Raw genomic sequence first — 16,478 nt, 5'->3', positions numbered from 1 at the left:
CATCGGCGCCCCAAGCCACCGACAGCCCAAACGCAGCGCCGCGCCCGGCCCTGTTGCCGGCGCGCTCTCAGTCGGGGAGGCGACGAATCCCTCTGGCAGCGCGGTCACGCCCGACGCCATGACATCCCGGTGCATGGGACTTCTGCGCTGCCAAGGCAGGACGTCGGTGCCATAGGGGGTCCGGCCCACCCCCAGCCCGGGCAGGGTGGTTCAGCGTGTACGGCAGGCCGTCACGCTCTCCACGGGGGAGCGGGACCACGGCCAGTCATCCTGCAGTGGAAGGCCGCCCTGCCAAGTCCTGACCGCTCTGCCGCACCTGATGGCCGACGAAGCGCCCCTCCGCTCAACAGCCTGCACCACGATGCCCGGCCTTCACATGTACTTCATTCTTTGACCACACTGTGATCACGGGTTCGGTATGCTCCCCGGTGCTCCATAGGCACCATGAGGGGGGACCCGTATGCGTATCAGCCGTACCCTGCCCGTCGCCGCGGTCGTGGCCGCCGCCGGCGTGCTCAGCCTCGCCGCCGTCCCGGCGCAGGCCGCCGAGTACTCCTCGGCACTGAAGGTCAAGGGCGTCCAGTACGACGCTCCGGGCCGGGACTCCAACAAGTGCTCCGGCGGGAACACCGCGGCCGAGTACCTGACGATCAAGAACTACTCGAAGACCGCCAAGGTCAACCTCAAGGGCTACGTCGTCAAGGACGCCGCCGGCAACAGGTTCACCTTCACCAAGAGCCACACCCTGGAGCCCGGCGACTACATCAAGCTGCGCGGCGGCCGCGGCACCGACTCCGACACCAAGAACGTCGTCTACCGGCAGAACTGCAACTTCATCTGGAACAACGACAAGGACACCATCTACTTCTACAAGCCCTCCGGCGCCCGGGCTGACGTCCACTCGTACACCAAGAAGGCCAACGACCGCGACGGCAACGGCTACATCAACTACCACGGCTGACCTCCACCCTCACCGGCCGCCGGGCAGACACCCGGCGGCCCGCCCCGTCCCAGGCCAAGCTCCGCCCGCGACGGGCTCGTAGCTCACCTGCTCATCAGGGCAGCCGACCGCCGTATCCTCCAGCGCCACGACCTCCGCCTCATCCCCGTCAGAGGGACGGCCGCGCCGGGCACCACCAGGTCGTTCCCGGCGAATACTCACGGCGATAGCCAAGCACGACCGTGCCGAGCGGCGGCGCCACCTCCTGCCAGCTCGGCTGGTCGTGTACTTCGTCCTGGCCCTGTGCCTGTTCGCCCGGGAGTCGTACGAGGAGGTGCTGCGGGTGCTGACCAACGGCATCCTGGGCAGCCGGGCCCTCGCCCGAGTGAACCGGTCGTCGTTGTGCCGAGCCCGCGCCCGCCTTGGCGAAGACCTGCTGGAGACCGTGTTCCGATAGGTGGCCGGCCCGCTCGCCACCCCGACCACTCCCGGAGCGTGGTGGCGAGAACTGCGGCTCCTCGCCCTGGACGGCAGCCAGTTCGATCTCCCCGATTGGACGAGCAACGGTGACACCTTCGACGGCCCCTCCACCAGAGGCGGCGTCCCCTTCGGCTTCCCCCAGGTCAGGGCGGTGGTCCTCGCCGAGATCGGTACGCAAGGATCCTCGACGCTCGTCTCGGTGGCTACCACGACGGCGAGCGCAGCCTCGCCTACCCGCTGGCCGGCTCCACCGGCCCCGGCGACCTGGTTATCGCCGACCGCGGCTTCTGGTCGGTCGAGTTCGCCACGTCTTCACCGCGGCGGGCGCGGATCTGCTGGTCAGGCTCCAGTCCAACCACCTCGGCGCCGCCCAGGAAGAACTTCCCGACGGTTCGTACCTGTCGATGGCACGACCGGGAAAAGACGTCCGACTCCGAGCCGCGCGAGAGGGCCGAACGTTGCCCCAGAACGTGATTTACCGCGTCATCACCTTCGCCAAGGGCGACAAGGTCGCCTACCTGGGCACGACGCTGCTGGACGCCGAGCAGTACCCGGCCGACGAACTGGTCGCGCTCTACCGGGAACGCTGGGAGATTGAGCTCGCCTTCGACGAGATCAAGAACCACCTCGGCCCAGGCGGGCCTATCAGGTCGCGGACACCGGAAGGTGTCCGACAGGAACTGTGGGCCTACCTCGCAGTCCACCACGCCATCCGCCAGTTCGCCCACACAGCCGCGCTAGCCCGCCCGACGGTGGACGCCGACCGTGTCTCTTACCTGAACTGCGTCCGCATCATCCCGTCACAGCTCGGAGCGACCCCCACCAAGCTCACCCGCTCCTTCGCCGAGGCCGGGTCGGGAGGCACGCGCCCGCCTCCTCCCGACCCGGCGCGGCCGGGACTGCCCACGCGCGATCAAGAAGCCGAACCGTTGGCCTGTGCTGAGGACTCGCGCCAGACGCGGCACGGTCCAGCTCGGTCGCTGGGCGCACAACCAGACCTCGAAGCCGAAGAGCAACCGTCGGGCCGGGAGGCCGGTGCTCAAGGGAACGCAAGCTCGGACCTCGCCCTAGATGTCAGCTTCTGTCATACGCCCATCAGTCACTGCGGCGGCAATCAGTGCCACAAGGTTGTCGGTCCAGCAATCGGACTCTTTCGTCGCTACCTCAACGCCGCATCCGCCGCAGACGAGGTTGGGCCCGTCTTGGCCCGCGAGCCCGCAGCAACCACTGACACGTTGTGGGTCGGGGTGAAGCACCGTCCCAGGAACGTCGTCCGGGTGGAAGATCAGAAGGCTGCCGTCGAAGTTGGTCTTGCAAGTCCCCAGAGCCATCCGCTGCGGAGCGACCTCGTGGCCCGGCGGCCGCTCGGGACCCCTCACTGGTTCTCCCGACACCACTTCGCTGGTCACGGGCTGCTGGCAGTTGGCACAGCGGAAGATGGTCATGCCGTCATTCTCTCGGGCTGCATGCCGCGCTATGAGGTCGAGACGCTAAGGCCACTGCATTGGCCAGCGAAGGCCCCCCCCCGCAGCCACCGGCTCAGCCCCGGGGCGGCACCGAAGGAGACCCGCAGACCATGTATCACCCCAACCCGTCATCCGATCGGCCCGCGCTGATCGAGGACCTGACCGTCTGGGGCTGGGCTGTCCAGCACCGTGGCATCCCGCTCGACTACGCGGCCGCCGTCCTTGCCCCTGCTACGTCGAGCACTCGGGAGTGCCCAACCCCACCGAATCGAGTGGCGCACGTGGGCCGTCGAGGACCTGACTGCTCGACCCGCCGCATCAGCCGCATCGTCCTAGCCATCCACACCTTGCTGACCTGCGATTATTCAGGATGAAAGAGGTTCACGGAGGTGTCCCGCTCCAGTGATCGCAGGGCCGTAACCCGTTGTGTCGGATCCTCCGCACTGACGGGAAGGATTTCGGAAATATCGGGACAGCAGTGCAGGCGTAGTCGATAATGTTCGCGTGAGTCGGCGACAGAAGAAGCGGTATAAGCGGTCGATTATCATCCTTGGCTGTGGTGCCACCGTTGCGCTCGGCGCTTACTACGCGTTGAACACTCTGGAGAGGTCCGACCAGACAGCCAGTGTCGTGGGGTCCTTCCTCGCCGTCATCGCGCTCACGCTGGCGCTCACGCAGTATCTCGAGCAGAATCCTCAGTCGGCTTCCTCTCCGGGCTCTTCGGAGATATCCGATGGATTGGCAGTCAGGATTGAGAAGCAGTGGCGCAGTGAATGGCAGGTACGCGACCTCGAAAACCCCTACCTCCTACCCGTCGCATGGCGGAACGTCGAGGGCGACCTGGTCGAGGGATGGGACGAGTTGGTGTCCATGGCCAGGGGCTGGCCAGGCGGGCCGCCCGGAGAGCCATCGCAGTGGCCGGCGGACGCCACCGGCCTGTGCGGGAGCGACGGCGAGATAGACGATGTCTTCCTTAAGTCCGTACCCACCCGCCGTCTCGTGGTGCTGGGAGAGCCCGGGTCTGGCAAGAGCGTGCTGTTAACACGGCTTCAGGGAGCGTTGTTGCGGCAACGCGCGGACGGCGGACGGGTGCCGGTGGTCTTCTCTCTTGCGTCATGGAACGTCAACCGACAGACGTTCCGGGCATGGTTGACGGAACAACTGGTGCAAGATCACGAAGCGGCCCTACTCTCCGCCTCCACGTCTGCGGCGAGCCGGAAGGCGATGAAAGCACGGGCGAAAAGTCATGCTGAGAAGTTGGTCGAAGAGAACTTTATCTTGCCGCTATTGGACGGATTTGACGAGCTGCCCCGACGGCTGCGCCCGCAGGCATTGGTCGCTATCAACGCCGTCCTGCCGTCCGAATGGCCGCTGGTTTTGTCAAGTCGAACGGAGGAGTACCGGGAGGCGCTCAGGAGTGATGGCGATGAACACCCCACGGCGACGCCTCTGCGTGCGGCGGGAGGCATACGGCTTCTTCCGTTAAGTCGACAGACCGCTCTAAAGTATCTGCGGCGTGACGCCGGGGCTGATGGCAGCGCCGCTCGGGCCCGGTGGGACGGTTTCGATGTGCTGCCGACGGATGCGCCCGTAGCCGAAGTATTGCAAACACCACTGGGGGTGTTTCTGGCGAAAATGGTTTTCAATCCCCGCGCCGGTGAACCGCTCGGTGCGGTGCCCCATCCGCGGCGCATGCTCGATCACTTAAACCGGGAGGATCTTCTTAAGATCCTGTACGCGTCGTTCCTTCCAGCCGCGTACCGCATCAATCCGGAGCAACCCTGCCGCTGGAGTAGCAAGCGAGCGGAGCGGACACTCCGCTTCCTGGCCGGCCATCTTGAGCAAACACCACATGACGACCATCTACGCTGGTGGCAGTTGCACCGAACATTTCCACGTCGGGTCATTCAGTCTATGGTGAGCGTGCTGACGGGCCTCGCCGTATGGGGTGGCGTCTTTGTCGGGGCACTGTTGCTGACTGGCATGGGATTTGCTCTGGACTTTTTCGTCACCGCACTCGCAGAGCATGGCGTCCAGGAACTCGGTCGAACCGCTTGGGCCACTCTCTCCTACTCCGTGAAAGCAACTGCCATCTTCGCGGTACCTATGTTTATGGCGTGGAGCCTGCTGGCTGGTGGGTTAACTGCAATCTCCGCGTGGGTCATCACGGAGAAGCAGCAGGACAGCTTGCCTGCCATCGGTGTGCACTGGTCTTGGCAGTATTTTCGGGTTGGCAATTCAGGGCACCTCTTCCTGGCGATGGCAGCAGGGGCGTCGGTGACGAGCGGCGCGATGGCCGGTTTTCCCTCTGATCCTGTCGCCGGACTGCGCGACTTCACGGCGACTGCGCTGATCCTCTTCACCCCAATCCTGATCGCGACCGGCCTGGCGGCTCGTCCGCTGACGCTGGACCAAGCCGCTGGCCCATTAGCACTCGCGACTCAGGACCGCAGGACCTTACGCACCACGGCGCTCAGGGCGGGACTCGGAGCGGGTCTCGCCATCGGATTGGTGGTTAGCATCACCGTGGGAGCCAGCGACGGGTACACACGCGCCCTGCTCGTCGGGGTCTGTTCCGCCCTCGCCTTCGGACTGACCCTGGGGCTCACGACCGGCTTGGCGGCCTCGGTATGGACGTCCTACGCTGCGGTCACGCTGCTCCTCGCACTCAGGGGGCATGTGCCCTGGCACCTGCAAGCATTCCTGGCTGACGCCCATCGCCACAGGGGTGTGCTGCGCCAGGCCGGTACGGCGTACCAGTTCCGCCACCGTGAACTGCAACGCTATCTCGCGCGAAGCTCCTGAAGGGTGGCTAGTGGATGCGGCGGCCGATCACCGTCTTGACTCTGGCCAGCGTCCACCACTGGCCCCGCCACCCATGCGTGGCGGGCCACTTGGCCAACTCCCCTTCCAACACGATGAATGGAGCGTCGAACACCTTCAGCCGCCCCGGGCGAACCGCCCGAGGTCGGGACCTCCGCACCGCTCTCGCCGTTCCACTGATCGATCGGTGATCGCCGCAGATCCTTCCCGGTCAGCGCAGTCTGCTCACCCCGGCAGAACCGCTCCGCGGCCTGCAGGCGGATCGCGCAAGCGAGAGGTGCCCTTTTTTACCGCGCCCTGTACCGCCACACGCCCCGGCGCAGCGTGTCGTCAGCCGGATGCTTCCCAGCCGGTGGTGAACAACGCGCATTCGAGCAGGTCGGGGGCCGGCCCTTCGGTTAGCCAAGAGGGACAACCTGTAAGAATTGTCGCCACTTCACAGCGACGACCAGACATCACGGTTAGCCAGTAGAGAAAAGGCAACAGCCAGCATAACAAAGAACTCGCATACAAGGACTGCCTGCCTAACCCGACGTACCCGCATCACCAAGGTAGACGAGTCTTTAACGAGAAGGAAAGACGCAACAAAGGCTGTAGGAATAAGAATCAGCGCAGCATCTGCAGCGGTTAGCCCGCGCGGCTTGCTTCTCTGAGTCACCTCAACAGGGGACGCCGTTCCGGTATTGCCCTGCATATACACCTCATACTTCTGTTCGGCATTCGAATTGGGCTCTTCCGTCGCGCCTCGCAAAATCAGCAGGGATACTGCGAACGCTGTGATGATCATGGCCGCCCAGAGGAAGCACGATGTGACGCGGGAGAGCCGGAGGTGACACTTGATCCAGATCCTTTCGGGACGCTTGAGACTTGAGTGCCGCAGATATAGTTCGAAAGTCCTCTTCTCTTCGTCGACCGCCGACTGATCCGGAGACCCTTTTGCGTCAAAAACCTCAAAGTCCCGAAGCATGCGCACAGATGTGTCAGCAACGCGAATGCTGACGTGGTTGGTCTCCGCGTCAGCGAAAGACACCATTTTCCAGGCAGTTTTTCCGAGATATTCTCCAAATGGAAATTTCACGGCGAGCTTATATTTGTCCCGTGCCTTCACTGTGAAGTAGACTGCCCTCTCCTCTCTAACTTCAATGGTGAAGGGCCTATCAAGCGGAACTTCGCAATTGGCGAACGCCATCCATCGATACCCGTAGGCAGCGTAAGCCTCAAGCACTCTTTTTGCTACGGCAGGGTACCCCTGCCTCTCGCCTCGGGAAACAGCTTCCGTATTACGGATAAATGATTCAAGCTCATTGAGCCTCGAATTAATTGCTTTTGCAACCTCGTCTTCGGTCAGCGCCCCTTTCCTTCTCTTCTTCATCTCGCGAACAAAATACGGAAGAGCGATGAGTGGGTTCTGGGTGCCACTCAAATGCTCCTCGAAGGCTCTTCTCTTTACGGCTTCTTCGCTCGCCCGGCAAAGGGATGACCAGTTGTCGTATACGTCACCTTCCGCTACTTTACGCAGCAATCGCTCGCTCTTCAAGTGCTTCCGAACCTTTTCCTCCTCGCCTAGTAGCCTTGTTCGCGGAGCTCGCCAAAGATCGTCATATGCTTGAGTGGGGAAGTAGAACAGCGCAGTCAGGAAATCCTCAAGGTCGTCACTGATCGGGTTCGGGTTGTCATTGTTAATATTAGCGCTCAGGTACCTGAGGTAGCGTGCCTGAAATTTAGCGCTCTCGTCCAGGCGGACTCTATAGACCGGATTCTTGGCGACACTCATATGCAAGTCCAGTAGCGGAACTTTAGGGAATTCTGAGATCGGCAGGGTGAGTCCTATTGTTCTTCTGTCGCGCGGACGTTTTAGCGGCGACTCATTCCGGAGAGCGTCTAGCTCGCTCAAGAGAATCTCTTCGAGGGGCTTCACGTGAATTTCGCGTTCCCTCTCTGACCACATCGCTCTGGAGATCACTACGCGCTCAATGGCGCGCAGCCGCCAAAGTTCCGGCTGATCGAGCAGCTTGAAAGTGATTAGCTCGCGTGTCGAAAATGCATTCTGATCAGACTTCTCTTCTTTCATGGCATCCCAAATCGTTCGAAGAGTGGCATATCAAGCTTTCGGCGATTTAGTCGATGGTGCAGCTTGGCGTACGCCATCTGGTTGCCATCGTTCACCCTGGGGTGTTGCCCCGGCGGCAAGCGATGATGCAAGTCACCAGTCCGCCTGCTACCGCACTTTCCGCTCCGGGGAGTGACATCAACGCCTCCGGGCGGCAACGGACCGGAACAGCCGGAGGGGCACCAGGACCCTCAGCTTCATGAGCGACGGAGCAGGCCGACCAGCTCGGTGACCGAACTGGTAAAGCGGCTATCTCCCGCTATGACCCTGTCCTACGTGGTGAGGCGGATGAGTCGCTTGTAGCAGGACAGGGCGGCGGCGAGGCCGAGAAAGGCCATGTAGTTGCGGGGGTCGCGTTCGTAGCGGGGGCTGAGTCGGCGGTAGCCGGACAGCCAGGGCATCGTCCGCTCGGTGACCCAGCGGCGGCGCCCTAATCGCTTGCTGGACTCGATGCCCTTGCGGGCGATGCGCACGCCGATCCCCTGCCCGCGTAGCCATCTGCGCAGGTCAGCTTGGTCGTATGCCTTGTCCGCGTGCAGCCGCTGGGGCTTGAAGTGGCGGCCGCGATGGGGGCCGTGTCTCGTTTGGTGACCCTCCACCATGGGCTTCAGTCCTTCGCTGTCGTGGGTGTTACCCGCGGAGACGCCGACGAGGAGGGGCGGGCCGTTCGCGTCCGACAGGACGTGCATTTTGGACCCCGGCTTGTCCCGTTCCACGGGGCTTGGACCTGTGTGTTCGCCCCCGTTACCGTTTTCGTGGCCCCGCAATAGGGTGCCTGGTCTCCGGGTCCGGTATGACTTCCGCCCCTTGTCGATCATGGTCGAAAAAGTGGTGTCACCGGGCCGGGAGGCATTGGCAGACCGCTGATCAGGGGCATGACCGCTCGCCGAGCTCGTCGAGGTGAAGCAGGCCTTCGTAACGTGGATGCCGTGTGCGCTGGCCGGTGATACCGCAGCCGCGCAGGAAGGCCTCGCACTGGTTCCAGGTGGGCAGCTTGATCTTCCGGTGGACGATGCGCCAGAGGGTTCCGAGGGGAAGCAGGAACACCTCACGCCCACCGGGCGCCCCATCGGGCTGCGGGACCGTGCCGGCGCGCTGCTGGACAGTGCGCAGCGGCGGCGCCCCGGTACCCTCGTAGACGGCCGCGAGCGCGGCGGTGAAGTCTTGGCGGGTGCGGATGCTGTGCACCCCGGGAGCGTGAAGCAGGCGCAGAATGCCGCGCTCCTTGGCCCGGGCCCGCCTCCACAGCTTCAGCGCCTTGCACTCCTGCTCCAAGGTGGCCTCGCAGCCGCGGACGTACGCCATGACGGGGGTTTCCTTCGGCAGAACACGGCAGCCGACCGCGCGCTTGAGGGTGGCGGCCGAGACGGCCAGGGACGGATCGTCGAGTGCGGCGGTGCGCTCAGCGTGAGCTGGGCCTGCTGTCGCAGGTCCTCCAGCATCGAGCCCAGGGCGGCACCGGGAGATCCGGCAGGGGCGGTTCACACCGCGCGCATACTCGTCGCCTCCCTCTACCGGCGGGCGACGCCGTTCAGCACGGCCGCGAACGTCTGCAGCAGCAGCCGGCCGCTCCCGCCGACGGCATAGACGGCGGCACCGATCGCCCCGCACCCGGCGAGGAGGACGAACACGTCGTCCACCGGCATGCCGGCGACGGCCAGACCCGCGCCCAGGAGGGGGAAGACGCTGATGCCGATGGCCTGCGCGGCGGTGACCGGCGCCCGGGAGGGACGGCTCCGGCCGCGGGTGGGCGCGGGAGCACCCTTAGTGGTGGACATGCTGGACTGCCTCCCTGGCAGACAGGCGGGACGCCGACGACTTCCGATGCCGGCGCCCCGCACGGGTGATGTGCTACTGGCCGCAAAAACCGTCCTGCTCAAGGCAGTTGACGCTGCCGCATCCCGGTGCAGCGCAGGATGCCACGCCCCGTCACCACCGCGCGGGTCCTCGGCTCACAAGCGTTCCAGGCGTCCCATCAAACGCTCACCGGCCCAAACAGGAGCGTCCGGCCGGCCTGTACGTCACCGACCATGCCTTTGCCGAACCTGCCGGGCAGACCGCCCTGTCTGCGGGCTCACCGGCGTTCCACGTTGCCTTGCCGCGGCCGGGCCGAGAGCGGGAACGTGAGCCCAACCACGTTCAAGCGTCGGGGTGGTGTGGGGGGCCCAAACAGACCTGTTTGGGCCCCCCACACCACCCCGACCTCGAGCCTCCCTGACACGCTACTGGCCGCAAACCGAAGCAACGCAGGGACACCGCAGACCGGTTGACGCCGGACCTGCACCGGCGGGTCCGGCACCTACAGCGGGTCCGGTCCCGCCCACGCCCTTCCTCGACAGACACCGCACGTGCCCGCAGCACATCTTTGGTGTCCTGCCGCCGGATCCCGCCCGTTCACCACCGTGGTAGGTCCGACGCTTCCAACCCGCTCATCGCATTCCTGCCGCTCGGGCCCCGGACGCCGGCTTGATCTGGCCGGACGCCCCGATCCAGTGTTCCTGCCACCGCAGTAGACATCGCACCCCAGCCGAAATGCCGGCGGTGCGCGGCCACGGCCGCGGAGTCGCTCAGCGGCGGACGGTGAGGGCTGCCAGGCCTGCTGGTCCGCCGAAGGCGATCGCCGGGTCGGTGGTGTCTGGCATGCTGCCGTCGGGCAGGGTGCAGAGGGAAGTGAGGGGCGTGCCGGTGACCACCCGCATGAGCTCTTCCCCGGTCCACGGGTTCCAGAGGCGCACGGTGGTGTCGCTCGAGCCCGCGGTGGCGAGGAGTGGCTGCGGCGAGGTGGGGGTGGGTGGCAGAAGGCCGATGGCGGAGACCGGGCCGTGGTGCCCCTCGAGTACGGGGTACGCCTCCGTCCGGGGAGCGTCCGGGGACCAGAGCCGGACGCAGCCGTCGCTGCCGCCGGTGACCAGCAGTGAATTGCCGTCCTCCGCGGGGCAGACGGCGAGCGAAGGGACGGGGCCCGTGCGGCCGGGCAGGCGCAGGTGCGACGGCGCACCGACGTGGCTGAACTTCACGGTACGGCCGCTGGAGAAGGCCACGAGCGGGCCCGTCTCGGTCGGCAGAGCCGCGAGGGCGCGCACGGCCGCGTCCTCGCGGACGGGCTCCCAGCGTTGCTCGCCGCTGGCGAGGTCATGGAAGCAGATGCTTCCCGCGCTCGTGCCGCTGACCAGGACGACGCCGTCGGCACCGGGGAGGGAGAGCGTGGCGAGAGAGCGCACGCTCGCCGCCTGCCAGCTCTGATTCACCGGAGGGGACTGCCAGCCGCGCTGCTTGTCCCAGCGGCCGATCAGGCCGTTCTTCAGGCCGATGACGACGGACGCCGACCCGTCCGGCCAGACGTGGGTGGCCAGGGCGGTCAACGCGTCGCAGTCCCATTCGGCGGGCCACGTCAGCTGCTGGGGACGCCGCCGCGTACGCCGCAGTTGCCCCCTCGCCGCCGATCGGATGCTGACGGCACCTGAGCGGGCGGGCGTCAGCAGGCTGGGGCCGTCGTGCGATCCGGGGAGCACGGCTAGGAGGGAGCCGTCTTCCGACGCCTCCAGATCGAGTTCCGGCTCCGACGCGCGCCCGGCGGGGTTCCAGATCCGGACCGTCCGGTCCAACGATGCGGACACCACGAAGGGCATCCGCTGTCCCGTATCGACCGTGACCACGGCCTTGACCCTTCCTGTGTGGTCGGGCGGGGATGTGTACACCTTTTCCCCCGTGGCCGGATCCCAGAGGCTCACGGACCCCCCTTTAGTGCCGCCGAGTGCCAGCAGTGTTCCGAAATCCGGATGGGGGTAGGACCCGAGGGAGGCCGCCGACCGCAGGATGCGTGCTGCCTTGTTCTCCTCGCCGGTGAGCGCGTCGTAGGTGCGCACGCTGCGCGTCGTGCTCGAAGCCGCGGCGAGCCGGGGACGGCCCTGCTGGTCGAAGTACAGGGCGAGCGTGACCACTCCCCTGCCCTGCCCGTGCACCACGGTGACGACATCGAGCGATTCGGCGTCGAAGACCCCGAACGTGCTGTTCCTGCCGCCCGCGGCGAGCAGCGTCCTGCCCGAGGGGAGCCGCAACGTCGCCAACGCCTTGACTGAGGGGCCCATCACACCGTCGAGGGGCCTGAGGGGCAGGACCGGTGTCTCCTCGTCGAAGGGATCACAGGTGATCAGTCCCGCGTCGGTTCCGACGGCCAGCCGGACCCGTCCGGTCCTGGTCCTGAAGGCGGCGAGGGCGAACACGGCTCCTGTCACCGGGAGCCGGGCCGCATCGCCGCTCTGCGGGTCGTAGATCCAGACGCCGTGGGCGGTGCCCACCGCGAGCAAGGGGCTCTCCGCGGGGGCGGTCAGCACGGCCAGGGCGCGTACGTACGGGGCCGGCCGGAAGGGCAGGCCGAACTCCGTTCCCGTGCGCGGGTCCCACACGCGCACCTCACCACCCTGGTCGCCCGCCGCGACGAGCGGGCTGCCGTCCGGAAGGGTGAAGGACACCAGCGAGGCGAGGGGGGTCGGCGTACGTGCCAAGAGGTTGTCGGACAAGCGCAGTTGGTTCCACCGCGGCGTGATGCCGGAGCGGTAGCGGGGTAGTAGGGGCCGTGTCGCGACCATGTTTCCGGCGGCACCACGCCCGACAGCCGTGCCCAGGAGGGACAGGCGGAGGCTGTCGGCCCGGGCCGCCGCTCCTGCATCGCCCAGAAACGCTTCGATACGGGCCCACGCGGCGAGGCACGCGGCACTGGTGTGGAAGTCGGCGGGGAGTCCGAGGGCTGCCCGGACCGTGCCGCTCGTCTCCCATGGCAGGAACCGCCAGGGGACGTGCAGGTCGTCGACCAGCCCGGCGGCGGCGACGTGCGCGATGAGGTGGCGTCGTAGGTACGGGTGTGGGGGCTGGTCCGGTGCCGGGGGAAGCAGCTCTCCGAAAGCCCATACAAGTTGCGCGTGCGTGGCGGTGATCGAGATCTCGGGGAAACGCTCCGCCGGGTCCGTATCCGGGAGACCGAGTAGGAACTGCGGTGAGTACCGGAGGGTTTCGCTGATCCGTTCGTGAATCGGCCGGTACACGGTCCGCTCGTCCTCGACCGTGGTGGTCAGGTAGCCGTTGAGACGGCTGGCCATCACCTGGCGGATGACCGCGTCCGGGTCGGTCACGGGGATCGGGCACAGCGCCCGCACCGCGGCGGGCCAGATGTCGGCCCAGGGTAGTCCCGCTCCCTGCCCGAAGGCGGACGTCCGCAACACGGCCATCAGGTGTTCGGCCGGGATGTCGTGCCAGCGGGCCACTTCACCGAGGTCCTCGCGAAGGAGCGCCTCGGTCCCCTCGCGCAGGGTCCGGCGCCACGGAGGATCGTCGGGGCTCGGCAGGACACGCATCGAGCGAAGTCGCTCGGCGGCGATCCGGGCGTCTAGGAAGGACGGGGACACCTCTTCGGCGACCGCTGCGGCCAGCGAAAGATGCTGGGGCTGGGCGGGGCCCAGCCCCGGGAGCTCCGGCCGCCCTTCCTCGGCGCCGCCTTGGCCTTCGTACGGGGCCTGGAGCAGCGCGCGGACGTACGCGGCGATGTCGTCCCTGGTCGCCTCGACGTCGTCCGTGCGGATCGGGTTCCCGGAGTGAGTGGCCCGGAGGAGGAGCCCGAGCAGGTTGGTGGAAGGGGCCGTGGGGGTCGAGGTGGAGGGGCGCCGCGCTTCGCCCTCGGCGACTGTCGTGTACTTCCTGGGGCTGCGGACGCCCAGAAGCAGCCGGACCGCGGGACGTCCGTCCGTATCCATGCGCAGTTGGGTGAGGGGGCGGAGCAGGTCGGTGATGACGCGCGTCGGGTTTCTGGCTTCGTCGATGCCGTCGACCACGAGGGTCAGGGGCCGTCCCCGCAGCAGGGCGAGCTCCCCTACAAGCTTGCACAGGGCCACCACTGGAGCCTCGTCCAGGGGCTTCGCCGGCCCTCTGGATGCCGTCCGGGTGCGTGCCGTACGCGCTGTGCCGAAGACGCTCGGGGAGCCGCCGAGCGCCTCGTACAGGGTCTGGGCGAGTTCGTCCGGATCGGAGTTGCGGGCGAGGACGGCCGCGTCCACCGACCCCACCGGGACGTCGAGTTCCTCGGGGATGTCGGCGATGAGCGGACCGTAGTGCGGGTCCGCGCGGAAACGGGCGTCGCTGAGGGTCACCATGCGGGCCAGGAGGGCGGACTTCCCCGAGCCGGCCTCGCCGGTGACGATGAGTACGTTCTCGGTGCCGACCAGGAACGCGAGCACCCGCTTGACCAGCTCGGTGCGCCCGGTGAAGTACCAGCCGGGGCCGCCGGCTCCCATCTGACCGGCGGCGCGCGAGATCCAGTACGTGTCCAGCTCGGTCCGGGTCCACCCGACCTGGCTGAGGGAGGCACCGAGTACGGGTTCGACGGCCGTGTAGCCGGGGTTTGGAAGGCAGGGGCTCGGCTGTTGGTGCGCCCTCTGGACCGCAGCGGACGGGGTCGGCCAGATCTCGTGGACGTTGGCCATGGTTTTCGCGTCGAACACCGCGCCGACGATGCCCTTCCAGTCCTGCCAGCTGAGGTGGGACCCGGCGTAGCCGTTGGCCCGGTCCGCGCAGTGCTCGTGGGCGGCCCGGAGCAGGTTGGTGAACTGACCGATCCGGGGCCTGCTCTCGTCGTTCCCGGCCGCGAGTACGACGAGCGAGCCGAGCGAGCGGCGCCCCTCTCGGAGCGCCTTCAGGTTGGCCTTGAGCTCGGTTTCGAGCCGACCGGAGAAACAGGAGTCGACCATCACCAAGACGTGCGTGGCCCGGGAGTCCAGCACGGTCGCGATCAGTTCGGCGGTCGGGAAGGCAGTGCTGAGCGGCCGGTCCTCGTAGGAGTCGGGCAAGCGCAGGAAATGCTGTGGGGAGTTGGCGGGGGCCAGGCCGTGGCCGGTGACGTAGACGACGAGGGCTTCGTCGTCGTCTACCTCGGCGAGTTCCTCGTCCAGGAGGAACTCGCGCAGGTCCCTCAGGTCACGGAGCTGCTTGGGCCGGGCGGGGGCGAAGCGGCGCCCGTCGTCGAGGCCGGGATCGGCCCACCAGCCCTCCACGACGGTTACCTGCGCCGAGACGCCCGTGCTGAACTCCCGTTGCTGTGCCGGGGTTCCGTCGTCGTACTCGGTGATGGCTATGACGAGGAGGCGACGGGCGTACGTGCCGGGGACCGGGTCGCGCGTCATGGCCGACCGCCCGCCACTGCGCGGGCCACCGGCTCGCTGCGGAGGTAGCGCACGGCGCTGTGGGGGTCGCCCACACCGTTGCGGACCGCGGCATCGACCAGCCCCGGCGCCACCCGGCCCAGCCCTGCGCCGCCGGTGACCACGTCGTCCGGGTCGTAGACGTTGATCCACCGGACCTGGTCGGGCAGGCGCAGGTGGTCGCCGTCCTCGATTTTCATGAGCCGCCGTACCGAAGGGATACCCAGTGGGGAACCGCAGGTGATGAGGGTATGGACGGCGGGCCCTGGGACATCTCCGGGTGTCCGACCCGCGGCGTCGTCCTCGTGGCGGAACAGGTCGTAGGCGATGACGCTGCCGAGGGAATGGCCGATGACCACGGAGGTGGTCGGGGTGACGTGGTCCCGGACGAGTACGCGGACCTTGACGGCCAGATCCGGCTCCGTCAGATAGGAGCGGACTTCCCGCATCCGCTGGACGAAGAACCGCCCGCCGCCGGCGGGGAAGCGGTGGTCATAGGCCATCAGCAGTCGGGTGATCCGGGGCGGCCAGAGCTTCGGCGGGCCCAGTACGGGCAGCGGCTGTTCCTCGGCGTAGGCCAGGTCCTGCGGCCCGACGACGTCACCGAGGGCCTCCGCTACGAACTGTTCCTCCGCCGGTGTCATCGACGCGCCGTAGGGGCCGTCCTGCGGCCCCAACCGATCCGTGCCCTTGGCGAGCAGGGGCGTCCAGTGTGGCATGCGGAGCGTGGGAGGGCGGTCGGGCTGGTCCGTGAACTCCTTGATGCCGCGCCCGAGCGCCTTCCCCCAGTCCCGGGTCAACTGCTCCCCCGAAGTCCTGGACTGTCCGATCCCGTGCACCCCGACGATCTCCGCTGCCCGCATCCGTTCCCCACTCCGCCCGGCCCGTTCCGTGCCGGCATCCGTTGGCCATTACCGGTGACCGTCAACCATCGGCACACGGTCCGGGTTTCCGGGTCGTCGGCCGGATCATGATTGTGCTGTATCTGGACAGGACTTGTCGCTCGATCGGCCGGACTCCCGAAGGACCCTCCCCTGGACGCGGCTCGACTCGTCAGGTACGCCGCACGCATGCCCCTGCCCTGAGTGGGGTCAGTGTCGTTGGCGTCGTCGTATGTCGAGGTGGATGATTTGCTCCGGATCGCTGATCGGCATCAGCAAGGGGCATATGGGCTGGCGTTGGCGATGCCCTGATGGGGGTGGTGGGAGTCGTAGAAGTTTTCACACTCGCGTAGTGCGTGGAGCAGGCATCGCTGGTTTCAGATCAGGGTGCGGTCCAGCAGCTCGTGCCGGCAGTTCTGCACCCAGGGTCTTTGAGAAGTGCCGAGGTGGGCGGTTCGCCTGCGTAGCACCGGACGTGACGGTTCGTCGACTTCTGTCGACGCCGACCCTGGACGCAGAACAGGCATGACCGCTGGTGACCATGTGGGTGTCTAGTCCGTATGAGCACCGAGCGAGTCCATGCCTGCGCAC

Annotated in this window: 10 protein-coding genes; 4 read left to right on the top strand and 6 right to left on the bottom strand. The window is 66.8% G+C overall.

The genetic code is table 11. From position 1 onward, the window contains the following. The first annotated feature begins 460 nt into the window (after positions 1-460). The 4 genes from IE118_RS33225 to IE118_RS33210 all read left to right on the top strand — a co-directional run bounded on the left by IE118_RS33225 (position 461) and on the right by IE118_RS33210 (position 5,691). Entirely contained in the window at positions 461-961 is a 501-nt protein-coding gene (locus IE118_RS33225) for a lamin tail domain-containing protein (protein ID WP_189561821.1), read from the top strand. Positions 962-1,154: 193 nt separating this feature from the next. Then, positions 1,155-1,397, top strand: coding sequence for a transposase domain-containing protein (locus IE118_RS33220; RefSeq protein WP_189561825.1), 243 nt, complete (start codon positions 1,155-1,157; stop codon positions 1,395-1,397). Positions 1,398-1,506: 109 nt separating this feature from the next. After that, a complete protein-coding gene (locus IE118_RS33215) occupies positions 1,507-3,036 on the top strand; it encodes a transposase (protein WP_351807083.1) in 1,530 nt (509 codons plus the stop codon). A 354-nt stretch (positions 3,037-3,390) separates the two neighbouring features. Beyond that, positions 3,391-5,691: an NACHT domain-containing protein gene (locus IE118_RS33210; protein WP_189561819.1), complete on the top strand. Its 2,301-nt coding sequence runs from the start codon at positions 3,391-3,393 to the stop codon at positions 5,689-5,691. 454 nt (positions 5,692-6,145) lie between these two features. On the opposite strand, the gene IE118_RS33205 is transcribed toward IE118_RS33210, so the two are convergent. The 6 genes from IE118_RS33205 to IE118_RS33180 all read right to left on the bottom strand — a co-directional run bounded on the left by IE118_RS33205 (position 6,146) and on the right by IE118_RS33180 (position 15,869). Continuing rightward, positions 6,146-7,780: a hypothetical protein gene (locus IE118_RS33205; protein WP_189561818.1), complete on the bottom strand. Its 1,635-nt coding sequence runs from the start codon at positions 7,778-7,780 to the stop codon at positions 6,146-6,148. A 311-nt stretch (positions 7,781-8,091) separates the two neighbouring features. Continuing rightward, positions 8,092-8,637 carry an IS5 family transposase gene (locus tag IE118_RS33200; RefSeq protein ID WP_268248993.1) on the bottom strand — a complete coding sequence of 182 codons (546 nt, stop codon included), beginning with the start codon at positions 8,635-8,637 and terminating at the stop codon, positions 8,092-8,094. A gap of 49 nt (positions 8,638-8,686) precedes the next feature. After that, positions 8,687-9,124 (bottom strand): hypothetical protein, encoded by a 438-nt coding sequence (locus tag IE118_RS33195; RefSeq protein ID WP_189561817.1) that lies wholly within the window; start codon positions 9,122-9,124, stop codon positions 8,687-8,689. A 206-nt stretch (positions 9,125-9,330) separates the two neighbouring features. Further along, the gene (locus tag IE118_RS33190) at positions 9,331-9,597 is read right to left on the bottom strand and encodes a hypothetical protein (RefSeq protein ID WP_189561816.1); all 267 of its coding nucleotides are present in this window, start codon (positions 9,595-9,597) and stop codon (positions 9,331-9,333) included. Between the two features lie 789 nt (positions 9,598-10,386). Then, the gene (locus IE118_RS33185; protein WP_189561815.1) at positions 10,387-14,988 is read right to left on the bottom strand and encodes an AAA family ATPase; all 4,602 of its coding nucleotides are present in this window, start codon (positions 14,986-14,988) and stop codon (positions 10,387-10,389) included. Further along, on the bottom strand, positions 14,985-15,869 hold the full coding sequence (locus IE118_RS33180; protein ID WP_189561814.1) for an alpha/beta hydrolase family protein: 885 nt from the start codon (positions 15,867-15,869) through the stop codon (positions 14,985-14,987). The genes IE118_RS33185 and IE118_RS33180 overlap by 4 nt, the downstream gene beginning before the upstream one ends. Positions 15,870-16,478 lie beyond the last annotated feature (609 nt).

The sequence above is a fragment of the Streptomyces pilosus genome (assembly GCF_014649835.1).
GTDB classification, from domain to species: Bacteria; Actinomycetota; Actinomycetes; order Streptomycetales; family Streptomycetaceae; genus Streptomyces; species Streptomyces pilosus.
Note: the sequence above shows the minus strand (reverse complement) of the source record. Positions and strands in the feature narration are given on the sequence as shown.

What these genes read in the sequence shown, in the direction of transcription:
- IE118_RS33225 (WP_189561821.1), top strand. Translation starts at nt 461, where the DNA reads ATGCGTATCAGCCGTACCCTGCCCGTCGCCGCGGTCGTGGCCGCCGCC.
- IE118_RS33205 (WP_189561818.1), bottom strand. Translation starts at nt 7,780, where the DNA reads ATGAAAGAAGAGAAGTCTGATCAGAATGCATTTTCGACACGCGAGCTA.
- IE118_RS33200 (WP_268248993.1), bottom strand. Translation starts at nt 8,637, where the DNA reads ATGATCGACAAGGGGCGGAAGTCATACCGGACCCGGAGACCAGGCACC.
- IE118_RS33195 (WP_189561817.1), bottom strand. Translation starts at nt 9,124, where the DNA reads ATGGCGTACGTCCGCGGCTGCGAGGCCACCTTGGAGCAGGAGTGCAAG.
- IE118_RS33190 (WP_189561816.1), bottom strand. Translation starts at nt 9,597, where the DNA reads ATGTCCACCACTAAGGGTGCTCCCGCGCCCACCCGCGGCCGGAGCCGT.
- IE118_RS33185 (WP_189561815.1), bottom strand. Translation starts at nt 14,988, where the DNA reads ATGACGCGCGACCCGGTCCCCGGCACGTACGCCCGTCGCCTCCTCGTC.
- IE118_RS33180 (WP_189561814.1), bottom strand. Translation starts at nt 15,869, where the DNA reads ATGCGGGCAGCGGAGATCGTCGGGGTGCACGGGATCGGACAGTCCAGG.